Source organism: Phyllobacterium sp. 1468 (genome assembly GCF_031455525.1).
Taxonomy (GTDB): domain Bacteria; phylum Pseudomonadota; class Alphaproteobacteria; order Rhizobiales; family Rhizobiaceae; genus Phyllobacterium.
The window spans coordinates 673339-688988 of sequence record NZ_JAVDSX010000001.1; the positions used below are offsets into that span (position 1 = coordinate 673339).

A 15650-nucleotide genomic window follows, 5' to 3' on the forward strand; every position below is an offset into this window, starting at 1 on the left:
ACAAGGGGAGGGTGCAGGCGCAACTTTTATCCCTGGATTTAAGCGGGTTTCTGGCTGGAATATTGTCCCTGCACACGGAAGCGCCAGAGATAGGATGGCAGGATCGTTTCGATCGTTTGCGGCCGGATACCAAGCCCTTCCAGGGTGCGGCCCTCTTCTTTTGCAGCGTGAGACACGACATTATCGTGTTGCAGGAGCAAGACTTGATCCCTTGTCAGCGGTGGCTTTGGCAGATAGCCAAGGATGGAACCCTGAATTCGGGCGATCCAGAACGGGATGGATACGAATATACTCTTGCGGCCAGTGACACGCAGCACTTCCTCGAGGCATTGCCTGAAAGTCAGCACTTCGGCGCCGCCAAGTTCGTAAACGGCGCCTGGCTTCAATGTGCCATCGACCGAACGCGCAAAGACTTCGGCGACATCGCCGACATAGACCGGTTGGAACTTGGTGTGGCCGCCGCCGATCAGCGGCAGGAAGGGCGAAATGCGCGCCATGCCGGCAAATTTGTTGAAGAAATTGTCTTCAGGCCCGAAGACGATGGAGGGGCGAATGATGATGGCGTCCGGTAGCATAGCGTGCACGGCCGCCTCGGCGCGGCCCTTGCTGCTGGCATAGGCGGATTGAGAACGGGCATCGGCGCCGATCGCCGACATGTGTGTCAGGGGGACGCCCGCCGCACGCGCCGCTTCCGCGACCGCGCGGGCGCCGAAATCGTGCACCGTGCTGAACTTCTGCTTGCCGCTTTCGAACAGCAGCCCGACGAGATTGATCACATGATCGCAACCGGCAACCGCACGATCGATCGAAGCGCGATTACGCAGATTTGCCTGTACGGCCTGGATCTGGCCGACGCCGCCAAGCGGCTGCAGATCGAATGCGAGCTCGGGATGGCGCACGGCAACCCGAACGCGGTAGCCACGCTTGGTCAGCGCACGCACGACATGACGACCGATAAAGCCGGAGCCTCCGAAAACGGTGACGAGTTTTGGCTTTATGATTGTCATCGAGCTCTCCTAAATGCAAGCGGGCAACAGATGCTGTTTAATGCCTTTTGTCGCCGGCGCAAAGGAAATTGGAGCTCAAAGTTCGCGGCGCGTTGCCGCGCTGGAGCCTTTCATGCCTGGATGAAAGGCCCGAAGTATTCAGATGCGTGGCCCGGCAAGCCGCCGAACCACGCGCTTTGGTTGATTACTGCAGCATTACGGTGCGCAATTCGTGTTCCTGCGCGCCGACAAGCACATTGTCGCGCTCATCGGAAAGCACGATCGGCTCGCCATTGGCCGCAAAAAGCGCCCAAAGCTCGACGCCCGGCGTCATCGGCGGGAGTGCCGGAAAGCTCGTAGCGAGGTCATCGGTTTTGACCTTGCGCATATAAGCCACCTGGCCCGCGCCAAGGCGCGCAAATTCAAGCTCGGTCAGGAGATTCTTGTGATCGGTGGTTTGCATAATAGCCTCCATGTTCGGACAGTCCTTCCTTAGGCCCTGTCCAGTTAGAGCTACGACTAGTCCTGAACCGCAATGTTGATGCGTTTGACCAATCGTTCGGGTTCCGGCCGGTCGAGATCGATCGACAGAAGCCCATTCTTCAAAGCGGCGGCGCTGACGCGCATTCCATCGGCAAGAACAAAGATGCGCTGGAACTGACGTGCGGCAATACCACGATGCAGATATTCCCGGTTCTCTTCTTCGGTCTGCCTGCCGCGAATGATCAACTGATTGTCTTCCGTGGTCACTTCGAGATCGTCATTGGAAAAACCCGCAACGGCGAGAATAATTCGAAGCTGCTCCCGGTCATTGTTGCCGCGAATACGCTCGATATTATAAGGCGGATAGCCGTCGCCGGACTTGGCGATACGCTCCAGCGTTTTTTCCATCGAATCGAAACCAAGCAACAAGGGGCTTGAAAACGGTGTCATTCGTGTCATTTGTGCAGTCCTTGAGAAAAGCGACCTAAAAGCAAAACCCGTGATGTTAAGGCATTTCACTTCTGTTCATTGATATGGCGATTGAACTGCAGACTTCAAGAGAGAGCCGATTCAAGGCTTAAAGAAAGTATGAAATGACGCGTAAAATCATAATCGATACGGATCCGGGCCAAGACGATGCTCTCGCAATGCTTCTGGCATTTGCCAGCCCGGAACTGGAAGTCCTTGGAGTAACGGTTGTGGCCGGCAATGTGTCACTGGCTTTGACCGAATTGAACGCGCGGAAGATCTGCGAGCTTGCCGGCCGTCCTGACGCGCGAGTCTTTGCCGGGGCCGATCGCCCTTTGATGCGCCCGCTGGTCACGGCTGAACACGTGCACGGCAAGACCGGCCTCGATGGCCCCGATCTGCCGGAACCAGCGATGCTGCTGCAGGAGCAGCACGCAGTTGATTTCATCATCGAGACTTTACGCAACGAGGAAAGGGGAAGCGTTACGCTCTGTGCACTTGGGCCCCTGACCAATATTGCGCAAGTCCTGATTCGCGCCCCGGAGCTTGCACCGCGTATCCAGGAAATCGTGCTGATGGGCGGCGGGTTCTTCGAAGGCGGCAATATCACCCCGACGGCGGAGTTCAATATCTATGTGGATCCGCATGCGGCGCAGATCGTGCTCGGGTCGGGCGTTCCCGTGGTCATCCTGCCGCTCGACGCAACCCACAGGACGTTGACGACTGCCAAGCGTATCGAGCGGTTTCGGACAATGGGGACAAAGGCCGGTGCCGCCTCCGTTGCGCTTCTGGAGTTCTTCGAACGGTTTGACGAGGAAAAGTACGGCCGTGATGGCGGTCCGCTGCATGATCCGAATGTCATTGCCTACGTGCTGAAACCGGAGCTCTACCGAGGCAGGCATTGCAACGTCGTCGTCGACGCTACGAACGAATTGACGCTTGGCATGACCGTCGTCGATTGGTGGGGCGTGACCGATCGTCCCAAGAACGCGCTCTATATCCGCCATGTCGACGATGAAGGCTTCTTCGATCTTTTGACCGAACGCGTCGCGCGCCTGCCGTAAGGTCCTGACCCTGGAATGCCAAGCCTATCCTGTTGTTTATTCACGGAAAGTTGAAATCGCGTAAACCATCAATAAGCAATTCTCGGACAAAATCCCCTTGAGCGAGTAGTGTCCAAAGGATGGACAGCAGAGAGGTTGGGGATTGATATGCTGACACGGCGCGGTGTTCTTACCGGTATACTCGCAGCGGCGCTGGCGCCGCAAGCTGCGCTGGCAGCGCCAAAGAAGAAGAAAATATTCGTCATCGATCCGGTATTCAGCCCGCAATATGTATCCTACGATTCATCCTATGCGCCGGGCACAGTGGTGATCGACCCTCGGGGCCGGTTTCTTTACCTGATCGAAGACAGCTTCACGGCACGGCGTTATGGCGTCGGGGTCGGACGCGCTGGCCGGGTCTTCCATGGCGTCGCGAAAGTCGGCCGCAAGGCGAAATGGCCGCGCTGGATCCCGACGGATGGTATGATCAGGCGTCAACCGGAAAAATATGCGCGCTATGCCGGTGGTGTCGCAGGCGGTCCCCATAATCCGCTGGGTGCCCGCGCCCTCTATCTTTATCGCAATGGGCGCGACACGCATTATCGCATCCACGGAACGACCGAGCCGTGGACGATAGGACGCGCCGTATCGAATGGCTGCATCCGCATGGTCAACGAACACGTCATGGACCTGTATGCGCGGGTGCCGGTTGGCGCGCGCGTCGTCGTAATCTAGCGCAAGTTTTGTCTATTCAGACAAAACTTGCTCTAGGCTGCGACACTCTCCCGCTGGGTGTCGGGAGCCAGGGTGATTTCGAGACCGTTGAGCTCTTCAGTCATTATGAGCTGGCAGGAAAGACGAGAATTGTCCTCGACGTGAAAGGTCACGTCGAGCTGGTCGATTTCCTCGTCAAGCGGTTCGAAGAGCTTGTCCGACCAGTCCTGATCAACATAGACATGGCATGTCCCGCAGGCGCAGGCGCCGCCGCATTCCGCCTTGATGTCGAGCCCCCAATCGCGAATGACCTCCATCACGCGGAAGCCTTCGAGGGCTTCCAGCGTATGGCGCTTGCCGTGCTGATCGGTGACGTGGATATAGAGGGACTCTGAGCTCATCAGGATTGTTACCTATGCCGCCTTCAGTTTCTTCTGCAGGGAGGTGGATGACGTTGTGTACTGAAAAATGATCCGTTCGCCTGGCGAAACAATGCGTTTGGCAGCCTGGCTCATCAGCGCGGCTTCATGGAAGCCAGAGAGGATCAGCTTCAACTTGCCGGGATAGGTGTTGATGTCGCCAATCGCGAAGATACCCGCCTCGGAAGTCTCGAATTTCTCCGTATCGACGGCAATCAGGTTCTGGTCGAGATTGAGGCCCCAATCCGCAATCGGACCGAGCTTCATCGTCAAGCCGAAGAACGGCAGAAGACGGCCGGCGTCGAGGATTTCTTCGCCTTCGGCACCCTTGAGGATGACTTTTGACAATTGGCCGTCGGCGCCTTCCAGACCGCTGACCTGCCCCATGCGGAATTTGACGCGTCCATCCTTCTCCAGCGCCCACATCTTGTTGACGCTGTCAGGCGCGGCGCGGAATTCCGGCCGGCGATGCACGAGGGTAACCGATTTGGCGACCGGTTCGAGATTAAGCGTCCAGTCGAGCGCGCTATCGCCGCCGCCGACGATAACTACATCATGGCCGCGGAAAGCCTCGATCTTGCGTACCGCATAGTGAACGCTGACGCCCTCATAGAGCTCGATTTCCGGTACGGGCGGTCGCTTGGGCTGGAAGGAGCCGCCACCAGCCGCGATGACGATGACCTTGGTGATGAAAACCTCGTCCGCATCGGTCTCGACGCGGAAACGTCCGTCCTCAAGCTTCTCGAGCGCGGTGACCATGGTCGAGAAATGGAACTGCGGATCGAAAGGCGCGATCTGCTTCAAGAGATTGGTGGTGAGGTCCTGACCGGTGACTTCAGGCAAGCCCGGAATGTCGTAGATCGGCTTTTCCGGATAAAGCTCGGCACATTGGCCGCCCGGACGATCGAGGATATCGATCACATGGGCGCGCAGATCGAGCAAACCAAGCTCGAACACGGCAAAAAGGCCGACCGGGCCGGCGCCGACAATAACCACATCTGTTTCAATCAATTCGGACATAAAAGTGCCTTCTGGATAACGAATTCGAGTTCTTTGTGGAGTTTCACGCCCCGGGAACGCGGCGCCAGCTGTAGGTGCCGGACACTGTGTGCGAGCCTCGTCCCGGCTGGTAGTAACCGGGAACATCGTGAAGATTATGACCGGCAAGACGGTTCAGTGTCACCGCGTGGCTAACCTTCATCGTGTCGAAGCCGGTGCGCAGCATATAGGCGACCTGATCGATCAAAACATCCCCAACGGCGCGCAACTCGCCCTTGAAATGATGCTGGTTCTTGATCAGCTCGGCCTTCGAATAGGACCGACCATCGTTGAATGCCGGAAACTGCAACGCAATCACCGGGATTGAATCCAGCATTGGCAATAGCGGCTCAATGCTTTCACCCGGCGTGACGAGAACGCCGATCTTGCGATTGGAGGCATTGCGAGCCTCTTCGGTGAGACCGAGCCATGCGCCCAGCGGAAGGATCACAGCAGGTGCATCACCTGCTTCTTCCAGCGTTTCGGCTGTAACGTAGGGATCCTCACGGAAACCTTCGCAGCCCCAAAGCTCACCCGCAGATTGTTCAATGTCACTCATAAACTCGAATCCGTCAGCGAGATGTTGCTCAGTTCGTCGGTAAGTCCAGTCAGGTGGATGCCGCACTCGGTCTTGTCCGAGCCAGCCCAGCGGCCAGCGCGATCGTCTTCGCCATCCTTGACCGGTAAGGTGCAGGGCATGCAACCGATGGAGCGGTAGCCTTCGGCAACCAGCGGGTGCGGCGGCAGATCATGCGCGGCCATATAGGCCTTGAGATCGGCAGAAGTCCAGTGCGCAAGCGGGTTGATGCGGACGCGCGCGCCCACGGACTCAAACACGGGCAGTGCCGTACGCGTGGATGCCTGGAATTGCTTGCGGCCGGTCATCCATGCGCGGTAGGGTGCGACGGCACGGGCCATCGGCTCGACCTTGCGGATGTAGCAGCAGCGATCCTTGTTCGTCATAGACAGTGCGCCGAACGGGTCCTCATCCTTGAGGCTCTGCTTCAACGGATGGATATCATGCACGTCTGTCATGCCGAGCTCGGTGATCAGCTGATCGCGATAGCGCAGCGTTGCCGGAAAATGCTTGCCGGTTTCAAGGAAAAGCACTGGCGTTGCACGGTCGATCTGCGCGATCATGTGCAGCATCACGGCGCTGTCAGCACCGAAAGAGGAAACAACGGCGATCTCCTCGTTGAAGAGGTGATCGATCGCAAGCTCGATGACATCCATCGGCTCGAGATTGCCGTAGCGGGCCTGAAGCGCGCGCGCCTCATCCGCCACGGTCTGATCATTGATTTCAAGCAGCATTTGCAACCTCGCTATAGAGCGCATCCTTGAACGGTGCCGCGCCCACGCGCCGGTAGGTGGCAAGGAAGGTCTCTTCCTTGTCGGTTCTGATTTCGAGATAACGATCGACGATCGTCTCGATTGCATCGACGATTTCTTCCGAGGAAAAGCCGCGGCCGGTGATGTCACCGATCGTGCAAATCTCGTCACCCGATCCACCGAGGGAGATCTGATAGAGCTCTTCACCCTTCTTCTCGACGCCGAGAATGCCGATGTGGCCGACATGGTGATGGCCGCAGGCATTGATGCATCCGGAAATCTTGAGCTTGAGTTCGCCGATATCTGCCTGACGTTCGGGATCGCCGAAGCGTTCGGAAATGCGTTGCGCAACGGGGATCGAACGCGCCGTTGCCAGAGCACAATAGTCGAGACCCGGGCAAGAGATGATATCGGTGATCAAGCCGGCATTGGCCGTTGCCAGACCATCCGTCAAAAGCAGATCGTAAACGATGCGCAGATCGGCGATCGCCACATGCGGCAGAACGAGGTTCTGCTCATGGCTGACGCGAATCTCGTCATAGGAGAATTTCTCGGCGATATCGGCAACCAGATCCATCTGCGCATCGGTGGCATCGCCTGGAATGCCGCCGATGGGCTTCAGCGAAATCGTCACGACGCCGTAGTCGGGATTCTTGTGCGGCGTTACGTTCTGGTCGACCCAGGCGGAGAAGGCATGATCGGCCTTGCGCGCGGCTGCAAGCCCGGACCAGCCTTCCGGCCGCTGGACCAGATTAGGCGGCGCGAAGTAGGTATCGATGGCATCGACGTCCTGCTGCGGCAGTTTGAGATCGGTCTCCTTGATCGCCTGCCATTCGGCCTCGATCTGACGCGTGATTTCTTCGGTACCGGTCTCATGCACGAGGATCTTGATGCGCGCCTTGTACTTGTTGTCCCGGCGTCCATTGAGATTGTAAACGCGCACGATGGCCGTCGTGTAGGTCAGCAAATCCTCGACGGGCAAGAAGTCGCGGATCTTCTTGGCGACCATCGGGGTGCGGCCCTGGCCGCCACCGACATAGACGGCAAAGCCGAGTTCACCGGCTGCGTTCTTCTTCAGATGCAGGCCAATATCATGAACCTGGATCGCAGCGCGATCGCGATCAGCGCCGGTCACGGCGATCTTGAACTTCCGGGGCAGATAGGAGAATTCCGGGTGCATCGACGACCACTGCCGAAGGATCTCGGCATAGGGGCGCGGATCCCCGACCTCATCCGCGGCGGCACCGGCAAAATGATCGGCGGTCACGTTACGAATGCAATTGCCCGAGGTCTGCAGCGCATGCATTTCCACCGATGCGAGTTCGTCGAGAACGGCAGGAATATCCTTGAGCGCAGGCCAGTTGTACTGGATGTTCTGGCGCGTGGTGAAGTGACCATAGCCGCGATCATAGCGGCGGGCGATATGAGCGAGCTTGCGCATCTGGCGGCTGGACAGCGTGCCGTAAGGCACCGCGACACGCAGCATATAAGCGTGCAATTGCAGATAGACGCCATTCATCAGCCTGAGCGGCCGGAATTGCTCTTCGGTCAGTTCGCCGGAAAGACGACGCTCCACCTGATCCTTGAACTGCTCGACGCGAGCAGAGACGAACGCGTGATCAAACTCATCATAACGATACATGCTGCGGTCTTTCGATTTTCAGGTCAGGCTGCTTTGGGCTTTTCAGCCTGTTTGCCGAGGTCAAGACGAATGGTGGGTCCGAGCTGACGGATGCGCTCGCGCAGACGGACTGGATAAAGCTCTGTACCGCGTTCTTCGACGTCGATGACATTCACGTCGATGACGAGGTTGGACTTGATCGCGGACTTGCCAGCTTCCTCGAGCGCATTGACCGCTTCCGCGTGGCGCGCGATCAACGCTCCATCGATATGTTCCAGCCACTCGCCATTGGCGCCGAGCCATACAACTTCGCCATCGGTCAGGCGGTTTGCAGTCAACACTTTAACGCTCATGATCTTCATCCTTCGCAGCTACGCAGCATTGGGTTCAAGGTGGTGCTGCTCCACGGAATTCTTTGCATTGGCGGAAAGCGGCTCGGCCTTGTCGATGGCAGCACCTGCTACTGCGTCGCCAATGATGACCATCACCGGGCCGTCGAGATCGTCGCGCTGTTCCAGCGCCGGCAAATCATTGAGCGTGCCATGGAACATGCGCCGGTCTACGCGCCCCGCATTCTCGATGACGGCAACGCCGGTATCCGCGTGCAGTCCCGCCTGCATCAGCCGCCGGGCGACAGAAGCAGCAACGCTACGGCCCATATAGACGGCGATGGTTGCGCCGGAAATGGCGAGGCGGGCCCAATCGGGCAGCACTTCGCCAGCCATGTCGTGGCCCGTGGTGAAGACGAGGGAGGATGCGACACCACGCAGGGTCAAAGGCAGCTGCATATCCGCTGCAGCGGCAAAGGCGGATGTGATGCCGGGTACGATTTCGAAGGCAATGCCAGCGTCGCGCAAGGCTGCCATTTCTTCACCTGCACGGCCGTAGACCAGCGGATCACCTGACTTCAGTCGAACGACACGCTTGCCTTCACGGCCAAGCGCGACGAGGAGATCATTGATCTCACTCTGGCTCTTGGTATGGCAGCCTTTACGCTTGCCTACGGAGAGCCGGGTGGCGTCGCGGCGGCCCATGGCAACCACGGCTTCCGGCACCAGGGCGTCATAGACGATGACATCGGCCTCCATGAGGACGCGGTGTGCGCGCAACGTCAGAAGATCTTCGGCGCCGGGTCCCGCGCCGACAAGCCAGACATAGCCCTTCGGGGCCGCCTGGTCTTCGAGGAGACCGGCAGCGGCCTGGTGCGCGCCAGTCAAGTCATTGTTGTAAATCTTGCTGGCAACATCGCCCGAAAAGAACGAGCGCCAGAACAGGCGGCGCGGCAGTCCTTTTCTGACCAGATTCTCGACCACAGGGCGATAAGCATTGGCAAGGCGCGCAAGATCGCCGAGCCGCGGCGAGAAAGCGGCATCGATGCGGGAGCGGATCATCTGCGTCAATACGGGGCCGGTGCCTTCCGAACCGATGGCAATGGCAAGCGGCGCGCGATTGACGATGGCGGGCGTGTAGAAATCGCAAAGGTCGGGGCGGTCAACGACGTTGACCGGAATGTGCTGGCGGCGCGCTTCACTGGCGATCTCCGCATCCTGGTCTTCATCGCCAGTGGCGACGAAGACCAGCTTTGCGCCGGTCAGTTGCTTGGGAGCAAATTTTTCTGCGACGTGTTCGTAGCTGCCGCCACGCAGGAAAGCGGCAAGTTCAGGCTCGGGCTCCGCTGCCACGACCCGAATGGCTGCATTGGTCTGGCCCAAAAGCCGCGCCTTGTTCAGCGCTTCCTCGCCATTGCCAATCACGACAAGCACTTCATTCCGCACGCGGAAGAAGGCAGGAAAGACCGAAAGCTGACTGGAACGCATGGACATAAACAGAGGTATCCCGATGGTTCCGAGGATTATCCCTGATCCGCCTTCGTTTTATAAGGAACAGAAGTGCGCCAATTGTCGTGGGTGAGCATGGAATTTCTGAAAATGCCGGAACAAGCGGATTCGCATTCTATGCGATCAAAGGGACACACGCCCGGCCATCGCCTCCTGAAGGCAAAGCACGACATGCTCTATCGTCCGTATCCGCGAAGCATCAATACACGACTAGATTTATCGTGTTAGCGAGCAAATGCAAGTGAATTTTTTTCTTGCTCCGAATGTCGGATCGAGGAACTACGGTTCGTTCTTTATAGGAACGCCATTGAACGAAGAGGAGATAACTTTCCATGCGCATGATTTTTGTGAACCTGCCAGTCAAGAACATTGAGGCCACACGGGCCTTTTTCGCCGCTTTAGGGTTCAGTTTCAATCCGGATTTTTCTGACGACAAGACCGCCTGCATGGTGGTCGAGGAGAACATCTTTGCGATGCTCATGGAGGAGGACCGGTTTCGGGATTTCATCAACAACGATATCAGCGATGCCACCAAGGCGCAGGAGGTGCTGATCGCGCTTTCTGCCGGTAGCCGTGCAGAAGTAGACGATATGCTGGCCAAGGCGCTTAGCGCAGGCGGCAAGCCGTGGAAGCCCATCCAGGATCTCGGCTTCATGTATGGATGCAGCTTCCAGGACATCGACGGTCATGTCTGGGAAGTCGTGTATATGGACATGTCCGCACAGTAAAAAATTCTACAGCAACTGGCCGTCCTCATGCGAGGGCGGCCAGTTGCATTTTACCAGATACCAGGAATGAGGTGCGACGTTACCTTTCGACAATAGGCCTCATATCCCGATAGATTTGCCTTCAGATAGCGCTCCTCATCGAGCAAACGTATGGCAATGACGACGCTCAAGAGCATCGCAACGGGAAGCGCCCATAGCGAGCCGAGCGCTAAAGGCGTCGCCAGGAAAAATACCATTGCGCCCGAATACATCGGATGACGCACCAACGCATAAGGGCCGGTCGAGATAACATTCTGGCCGGATTTCACCTCGATGATGCTAGATGCGTGGCCATTCTCGCGCAAAGCCACAAACATGATCCAGAATCCGGCGACAACAAGGATGTTGGCCAAAACGACGAGCCAGACCGGCAAAGGCAATCCGGTGAAGTGCCGCTCTATTCCCGGCACGATATACATCAGGAGGCCAATCACGCTGGCCGCGCCCTGAATCCATTTCTGCGTGATTTCACGTTCGGCGCCCGCACCGGCTTTCTGCCGGCTGGCAACGAGCGCCGGATCGTGCTTGAGAAAATAGAATGTCAGCCAGAACATGCAAAGCGTGAAAACAACCAGATAGAGCCACCCCTGCCAGAAGCGGAATGTCCATGCGGGAACATGCACCAGGAGCACCAATACCACCAAGGCCTTGATGCATCCCCCGATTGCCGTTTTGCGCAGCTTTTCGAGATCGAGTTCTTGCGTCGTCACGCTGTTTCTCCTCAGGCTGTAAACACCGCAGGCACGTGCACAGGCCATCGCCAGGGCAGGATAGCAACAAGATCGAAACGAAGGGAGAGGCGGGAATGGTCCGGCTGGCGCGCGAGCCACAGATCGGCGGCGGCTTGGATGCGGCGCATTGTCAGAACGTTGACCGAATCCATCGCCTGCGCAAGTGTTGTTCGAGCCTTGACCTCGACGATAAGCACGACGTCTTGACGCCGCGCGATCAGGTCGATCTCTCCGAGTTTCGTGCGATAGCGGCGGCCGATGATGCGATAACCTTTCAGCATCAGGGCAAGGGCAGCAAGGCGTTCGGCGGAATGACCGCGACGGTAGGCCTCGTGGCGCTTGCCGGACGCGGTCATTTCATCGCCAGGAGTCGTTGATACAGCTCGCCTTTCGGTCGTCCGGTCATGCGCGAGGCCTCACCGGCTGCCTTGGCGGGAGACATTTCCAGGCTGAGTGCATGCAACAGCGCGTCAATGTCATCGTCGGTTCGAGGTACGTGCTCGTCTTCGGGGGGAGGAGCGATGACCAGCACGACCTCTCCTCTTATCCGATCTTCGCCGTCGAATTCCACCGCAAGCTCGCGGAGTGGCAGGGTGACGATCGTCTCATAGGTCTTGGTCAGCTCGCGGCAAAGCGAAGCCCGCCGTTCAGGGCCAAACATTTCGACCATATCTGTCAGCGTGGCTGAAGCACGATTGGGTGATTCAAAAAACACCAATGCCGCATCGAGCGACTTCAGTTGTTCAAGCTTGGCCCGCCTCTGCCCTCGCTTCGATGAAAGAAAGCCAGCAAAATAAAAGGCATCCTTGAACAGGCCAGAGGCCGTGAGCGCAGCGAGAACCGACGATGCACCGGGTATCGGTACGACGCGAATGCCTGCTGCTTTGGCTTCCGGCACCAGACGCCCGCCGGGATCGGATACGAGCGGCGTACCCGCATCGGAAATCAATGCTACACTTTTACCCGCCAGCAGCGCTTCGATCAGCTTGGGTCCCGCCACATCCGCATTGTGTTCATGATAGGCATAAGGACGCCGCGAAATCCCATATCTATCGAGCAAAACGCGGCTGACGCGCGTGTCCTCACAAGCGATGACATCCGCAGCGGCCAAGGTTTCGATCCCGCGAATGGTCATGTCGCCCAGATTGCCGATCGGGGTCGCCACGACATAAAGCGCCGGTTCCAGCGGACGGGCGCGGAACGACGCGCTGCCGATCTGATAGTCCCGCTCTTTGGCTTCCCCCTCGGACAAATCTTTTCCTTAAGCTGCAAGATCGGCGATGACCGCATTGAGCACGATGGCACCTTCGGGCGTCGTGCGGATGCGGCTATTGCCGATATATTCGATAAGACCCTGTTCGGCCAAGGAAATCACGCGGCTTTCCTTGACGCCGTGTCCGGTCAGGCGCTCGTAACGGGAAAGGTCGATACCCTCGACGAGCCGCAGTCCCATGAGCAGGAATTCATCGCCCTCCTGCTCATGTGTCATAAACTCTTCTTCAACGACCCCGTGACCCGTGGCTTCCACCTTTTGCATCCAGGTTTCCGGATGACGCTCCGTGATCGTCACGGCTCGCGTGGCGTTCTCGATGAAGCGCCCATGCGCCCCCGGGCCAATCCCGACATATTCGCCGTAGCGCCAATAGACGAGATTGTGCTGCGACTCCGCACCCGGTGCAGCATGATTGGAAATCTCGTAGGCGGGCAGGCCATGCCGTGCCGTGACCGCCTGTGTCTCCTGATAAAGCATTGCTGCGTGATCACCATCGGGCGTCACCAGTTTTCCGGCTTTCCAAAGGTTATAGAACGGCGTGCCCTCTTCAATAGTCAATTGATAGAGCGACAGATGGTCTGCGGCATAGGAGATGGCTTTTGCCAGTTCGTCGCGCCATGCGGCAATCGTCTGGTCGGGCCGGGCGTAGATCAGGTCGAACGAAAGCCGGGGAAAAATCTCGCGCGCCAGTTTGATCGCGGCTAGCGCCTCCTCGACATTGTGCATCCGGCCGAGGCGGCGCAAATCTGGATCGTTGAGTGCCTGCACGCCAAGCGAAACGCGGTTCACACCCGCGGCGCGGTAACCCCGGAAACGATCGGCTTCAACGCTGGTCGGGTTGGCTTCGAGCGTGATCTCGATATCATCCGGCACATGCCAATTGCGCGAAATCTCGTTGAGAATGGATGCAACGGTTTCCGGTTGCATCAGCGAGGGCGTACCGCCGCCGAGGAAGATGCTTGAAACGGTGCGCTGGCCGGTACGGGTTCGCATCGTTGCCATCTCCCGTGCGAAGGCGGCGGCAAAGCGCGGTTGATCAACAGCCTGATGCCTGACATGCGAATTGAAGTCGCAATAGGGGCATTTGGCCATGCAGAACGGCCAATGGACATAGACGCCGAATCCGGACTCGCCTTTGTCGGATTGGTTCATTCGGCGTCCAGACAATCTTTGGCAAAGTGCTGGAAGGCGCGGGCGCGGTGCGATAGCGCTATGGCATCGCCAGGCTTCCAGCCATGCTTTTGTTCGGCTGTCATTTCGCCGAACGTCACGTCGTAGCCTTCCGGCTTGAACACCGGGTCGAAGCCGAAACCGGCGGTACCGCGCGGGGGCCAGACAAGTTCGCCTTCCACTTCGCCGCGATAATAATTGGCTTCGCCATCCGGCCACGCAAGGCAAATGACAGAAACGAAGCGGCCGCTGCGATCTTCAGGCGCATTGGCGCCCGCTTTCTGCAGTTCGGATTCGACCTTTTGCATGCCATGGGAAAAGTCACGCTTGCCATTGGGCAGTTCCGCCCAATTGGCCGTATAGACACCCGGTTTGCCCTCTAATGCGTCGACGCAAAGGCCGGAATCATCGGAAAGCGCCACCAGGCCGGTCGCCTTGGCAGCGGCGAAAGCTTTGATATAGGCATTTTCCTCAAAGGTCGTGCCGGTTTCATCCGGTTCCGGCAGGCCCAGATCGCCGGCCGAGACGACTTCGAAACCGAACGGACCGAGCAAGTCGATCATTTCCTTGATCTTGCCTTGATTGTGGCTGGCGACAAGCAGCTTGCCTTTTTCGAGTGTCTTCATTTCAAATTCCATAATTTCGGTTCGGCAAATTCGATCGAGTTTCCCGACGGGTCCCGGAAATACAGCGAATGCGCCCCATTCGGCCAGTCGAATTCGCTTTCGATGGCAACGCCGTGCGCTTCAAGATGGGATTTCCATTCGGTAATTTCATCCCGTGTCGCGCGAAAGCAGACATGACCCGGACCGGCGGCACCATGGGAGGGTATCGGCAAACCACTTTTCGGGCGTTCCTTCAGTTTTTCGGCATTGAACAGGATCAGCACGCCCGGCCCGCAACGGAAGAACACGGATTCTTCGCCCGCACGCAGGATGCATTCAAGCCCGAGCACATCGCCGTAGAATCGTGCAGCCGTCTCGACATCGGTCACATAAAGCGCTGTTTCCAATATTCCCGACGGCTGCATGGTGATATCCCGTCAGCCAACGGCCATTTTCTGCAAGGAGACCAAGCGAGTGATGCCGTTGCGGGCGAGGCTCATCAGCGACAGCAATTCCTCCTCGGAGAAGGGTTCGCCTTCGGCGGTTCCCTGAACTTCGACGATACCACCCTTGCCGGTCATCACGAAATTGGCGTCCGTCTGCGCGGTCGAGTCTTCGAGATAATCGAGATCGATGACTGGCGTGCCATTGGAAATACCACAGGAAATGGCAGCCACATGATCCTTCAGCACCTTTTCCACCTTGAGCATCTGGCGCGTTTCCATCCAGCGCAGGCATTCGTGCAGCGCAACCCAGCCGCCGGTAATCGCTGCGGTACGGGTTCCGCCGTCAGCCTGGATGACATCGCAATCGACGGTGATCTGCACTTCGCCGAGCGCCTGCAGATCGACGACCGCGCGCAGCGAGCGGGCGATCAGCCGCTGGATTTCCAATGTACGGCCGCCCTGTTTGCCGGAGGAAGCTTCGCGGCGCATGCGATCGCCCGTCGAGCGCGGCAGCATGCCGTATTCTGCAGTCACCCAGCCTTTGCCGGTGTTGCGCATCCAGCCCGGCACTTTTTCCTCAAGGCTGGCAGTGCACAAGACGTGCGTGTCGCCGAACTTGACCAGGCACGAGCCCTCGGCATGTTTGGAAACGCCGCGCTCAAAGGAAATGGCGCGCATTTCGTCGGGGGCTCGCTTGGAGTGACGCATGGGTAGACCTC

General features: G+C 58.1%; 20 protein-coding genes. 3 read left to right on the plus strand and 17 right to left on the minus strand.

Features of this window, described 5'->3' with window-relative positions; translation table 11 throughout:
* Positions 1–38: 38 nt before the first annotated feature.
* The 3 genes from J2X72_RS03290 to J2X72_RS03300 all read right to left on the minus strand — a co-directional run bounded on the left by J2X72_RS03290 (position 39) and on the right by J2X72_RS03300 (position 1928).
* The gene (locus tag J2X72_RS03290; RefSeq protein ID WP_310068385.1) at positions 39–1007 is read right to left on the minus strand and encodes a complex I NDUFA9 subunit family protein; all 969 of its coding nucleotides are present in this window, start codon (positions 1005–1007) and stop codon (positions 39–41) included.
* 184 nt (positions 1008–1191) lie between these two features.
* Positions 1192–1449: a DUF1150 family protein gene (locus J2X72_RS03295; RefSeq protein ID WP_112529544.1), complete on the minus strand. Its 258-nt coding sequence runs from the start codon at positions 1447–1449 to the stop codon at positions 1192–1194.
* 56 nt (positions 1450–1505) lie between these two features.
* The gene (locus J2X72_RS03300) at positions 1506–1928 is read right to left on the minus strand and encodes an Hsp20 family protein (RefSeq protein WP_209998715.1); all 423 of its coding nucleotides are present in this window, start codon (positions 1926–1928) and stop codon (positions 1506–1508) included.
* A gap of 134 nt (positions 1929–2062) precedes the next feature.
* Between J2X72_RS03300 and J2X72_RS03305 the strand changes: the two genes are divergently transcribed.
* Both J2X72_RS03305 and J2X72_RS03310 read left to right on the plus strand, forming a co-directional pair.
* Positions 2063–3001 (plus strand): nucleoside hydrolase, encoded by a 939-nt coding sequence (locus J2X72_RS03305; RefSeq protein ID WP_310068391.1) that lies wholly within the window; start codon positions 2063–2065, stop codon positions 2999–3001.
* 147 nt (positions 3002–3148) lie between these two features.
* Complete coding sequence (locus J2X72_RS03310) at positions 3149–3715, plus strand: L,D-transpeptidase (protein WP_209998713.1); 567 nt, start codon at positions 3149–3151, stop codon at positions 3713–3715.
* 32 nt (positions 3716–3747) lie between these two features.
* On the opposite strand, the gene J2X72_RS03315 is transcribed toward J2X72_RS03310, so the two are convergent.
* The 7 genes from J2X72_RS03315 to cysG are packed head-to-tail and all read right to left on the minus strand — an operon-like array spanning position 3748 to position 9924.
* Positions 3748–4095, minus strand: coding sequence for a 2Fe-2S iron-sulfur cluster-binding protein (locus J2X72_RS03315; RefSeq protein WP_209998712.1), 348 nt, complete (start codon positions 4093–4095; stop codon positions 3748–3750).
* A gap of 12 nt (positions 4096–4107) precedes the next feature.
* Positions 4108–5133: an NAD(P)/FAD-dependent oxidoreductase gene (locus J2X72_RS03320; RefSeq protein ID WP_209998711.1), complete on the minus strand. Its 1026-nt coding sequence runs from the start codon at positions 5131–5133 to the stop codon at positions 4108–4110.
* Between the two features lie 43 nt (positions 5134–5176).
* Positions 5177–5710, minus strand: a complete 534-nt coding sequence (locus J2X72_RS03325; RefSeq protein ID WP_310068398.1) for a DUF934 domain-containing protein — start codon at positions 5708–5710, stop codon at positions 5177–5179.
* Positions 5707–6462 (minus strand): phosphoadenylyl-sulfate reductase, encoded by a 756-nt coding sequence (locus tag J2X72_RS03330; protein WP_224511499.1) that lies wholly within the window; start codon positions 6460–6462, stop codon positions 5707–5709. Before J2X72_RS03330 ends, J2X72_RS03325 begins: the two co-directional genes overlap by 4 nt.
* Entirely contained in the window at positions 6452–8122 is a 1671-nt protein-coding gene (locus J2X72_RS03335) for a nitrite/sulfite reductase (RefSeq protein WP_310068401.1), read from the minus strand. Before J2X72_RS03335 ends, J2X72_RS03330 begins: the two co-directional genes overlap by 11 nt.
* Positions 8123–8145: 23 nt before the next feature.
* The gene (locus J2X72_RS03340) at positions 8146–8454 is read right to left on the minus strand and encodes a DUF2849 domain-containing protein (protein WP_209998705.1); all 309 of its coding nucleotides are present in this window, start codon (positions 8452–8454) and stop codon (positions 8146–8148) included.
* Between the two features lie 18 nt (positions 8455–8472).
* Complete coding sequence (gene cysG / locus J2X72_RS03345) at positions 8473–9924, minus strand: siroheme synthase CysG (RefSeq protein WP_310068403.1); 1452 nt, start codon at positions 9922–9924, stop codon at positions 8473–8475.
* A 347-nt stretch (positions 9925–10271) separates the two neighbouring features.
* On the opposite strand from cysG, the gene J2X72_RS03350 reads away from it, so the two are divergent.
* Positions 10272–10667 carry a VOC family protein gene (locus J2X72_RS03350; RefSeq protein ID WP_209998703.1) on the plus strand — a complete coding sequence of 132 codons (396 nt, stop codon included), beginning with the start codon at positions 10272–10274 and terminating at the stop codon, positions 10665–10667.
* A 50-nt stretch (positions 10668–10717) separates the two neighbouring features.
* Here J2X72_RS03350 and J2X72_RS03355 read toward each other — a convergent pair whose 3' ends face one another.
* The 7 genes from J2X72_RS03355 to rph are packed head-to-tail and all read right to left on the minus strand — an operon-like array spanning position 10718 to position 15639.
* A complete protein-coding gene (locus tag J2X72_RS03355; protein ID WP_310068406.1) occupies positions 10718–11416 on the minus strand; it encodes an isoprenylcysteine carboxylmethyltransferase family protein in 699 nt (232 codons plus the stop codon).
* A gap of 11 nt (positions 11417–11427) precedes the next feature.
* Positions 11428–11793, minus strand: a complete 366-nt coding sequence (locus tag J2X72_RS03360) for a YraN family protein (protein ID WP_209998701.1) — start codon at positions 11791–11793, stop codon at positions 11428–11430.
* Positions 11790–12689: a 16S rRNA (cytidine(1402)-2'-O)-methyltransferase gene (gene rsmI, locus J2X72_RS03365; RefSeq protein ID WP_310068409.1), complete on the minus strand. Its 900-nt coding sequence runs from the start codon at positions 12687–12689 to the stop codon at positions 11790–11792. Before rsmI ends, J2X72_RS03360 begins: the two co-directional genes overlap by 4 nt.
* A 9-nt stretch (positions 12690–12698) precedes the next feature.
* Complete coding sequence (gene hemW, locus J2X72_RS03370) at positions 12699–13862, minus strand: radical SAM family heme chaperone HemW (protein ID WP_310068411.1); 1164 nt, start codon at positions 13860–13862, stop codon at positions 12699–12701.
* Positions 13859–14506 (minus strand): RdgB/HAM1 family non-canonical purine NTP pyrophosphatase, encoded by a 648-nt coding sequence (gene rdgB / locus J2X72_RS03375; RefSeq protein ID WP_310068415.1) that lies wholly within the window; start codon positions 14504–14506, stop codon positions 13859–13861. The genes hemW and rdgB overlap by 4 nt, the downstream gene beginning before the upstream one ends.
* Positions 14503–14910, minus strand: a complete 408-nt coding sequence (locus J2X72_RS03380; protein ID WP_310068418.1) for a VOC family protein — start codon at positions 14908–14910, stop codon at positions 14503–14505. The genes rdgB and J2X72_RS03380 overlap by 4 nt, the downstream gene beginning before the upstream one ends.
* A gap of 12 nt (positions 14911–14922) precedes the next feature.
* A complete protein-coding gene (gene rph / locus J2X72_RS03385; protein WP_310068421.1) occupies positions 14923–15639 on the minus strand; it encodes a ribonuclease PH in 717 nt (238 codons plus the stop codon).
* Positions 15640–15650: the final 11 nt, after the last annotated feature.

What these genes read in the sequence shown, in the direction of transcription:
- J2X72_RS03290 (WP_310068385.1), bottom strand. Translation starts at nt 1,007, where the DNA reads ATGACAATCATAAAGCCAAAACTCGTCACCGTTTTCGGAGGCTCCGGC.
- J2X72_RS03295 (WP_112529544.1), bottom strand. Translation starts at nt 1,449, where the DNA reads ATGCAAACCACCGATCACAAGAATCTCCTGACCGAGCTTGAATTTGCG.
- J2X72_RS03300 (WP_209998715.1), bottom strand. Translation starts at nt 1,928, where the DNA reads ATGACACGAATGACACCGTTTTCAAGCCCCTTGTTGCTTGGTTTCGAT.
- J2X72_RS03305 (WP_310068391.1), top strand. Translation starts at nt 2,063, where the DNA reads ATGACGCGTAAAATCATAATCGATACGGATCCGGGCCAAGACGATGCT.
- J2X72_RS03310 (WP_209998713.1), top strand. Translation starts at nt 3,149, where the DNA reads ATGCTGACACGGCGCGGTGTTCTTACCGGTATACTCGCAGCGGCGCTG.
- J2X72_RS03315 (WP_209998712.1), bottom strand. Translation starts at nt 4,095, where the DNA reads ATGAGCTCAGAGTCCCTCTATATCCACGTCACCGATCAGCACGGCAAG.
- J2X72_RS03320 (WP_209998711.1), bottom strand. Translation starts at nt 5,133, where the DNA reads ATGTCCGAATTGATTGAAACAGATGTGGTTATTGTCGGCGCCGGCCCG.
- J2X72_RS03325 (WP_310068398.1), bottom strand. Translation starts at nt 5,710, where the DNA reads ATGAGTGACATTGAACAATCTGCGGGTGAGCTTTGGGGCTGCGAAGGT.
- J2X72_RS03330 (WP_224511499.1), bottom strand. Translation starts at nt 6,462, where the DNA reads ATGCTGCTTGAAATCAATGATCAGACCGTGGCGGATGAGGCGCGCGCG.
- J2X72_RS03335 (WP_310068401.1), bottom strand. Translation starts at nt 8,122, where the DNA reads ATGTATCGTTATGATGAGTTTGATCACGCGTTCGTCTCTGCTCGCGTC.
- J2X72_RS03340 (WP_209998705.1), bottom strand. Translation starts at nt 8,454, where the DNA reads ATGAGCGTTAAAGTGTTGACTGCAAACCGCCTGACCGATGGCGAAGTT.
- cysG (WP_310068403.1), bottom strand. Translation starts at nt 9,924, where the DNA reads ATGTCCATGCGTTCCAGTCAGCTTTCGGTCTTTCCTGCCTTCTTCCGC.
- J2X72_RS03350 (WP_209998703.1), top strand. Translation starts at nt 10,272, where the DNA reads ATGCGCATGATTTTTGTGAACCTGCCAGTCAAGAACATTGAGGCCACA.
- J2X72_RS03360 (WP_209998701.1), bottom strand. Translation starts at nt 11,793, where the DNA reads ATGACCGCGTCCGGCAAGCGCCACGAGGCCTACCGTCGCGGTCATTCC.
- hemW (WP_310068411.1), bottom strand. Translation starts at nt 13,862, where the DNA reads ATGAACCAATCCGACAAAGGCGAGTCCGGATTCGGCGTCTATGTCCAT.
- rdgB (WP_310068415.1), bottom strand. Translation starts at nt 14,506, where the DNA reads ATGAAGACACTCGAAAAAGGCAAGCTGCTTGTCGCCAGCCACAATCAA.
- J2X72_RS03380 (WP_310068418.1), bottom strand. Translation starts at nt 14,910, where the DNA reads ATGCAGCCGTCGGGAATATTGGAAACAGCGCTTTATGTGACCGATGTC.
- rph (WP_310068421.1), bottom strand. Translation starts at nt 15,639, where the DNA reads ATGCGTCACTCCAAGCGAGCCCCCGACGAAATGCGCGCCATTTCCTTT.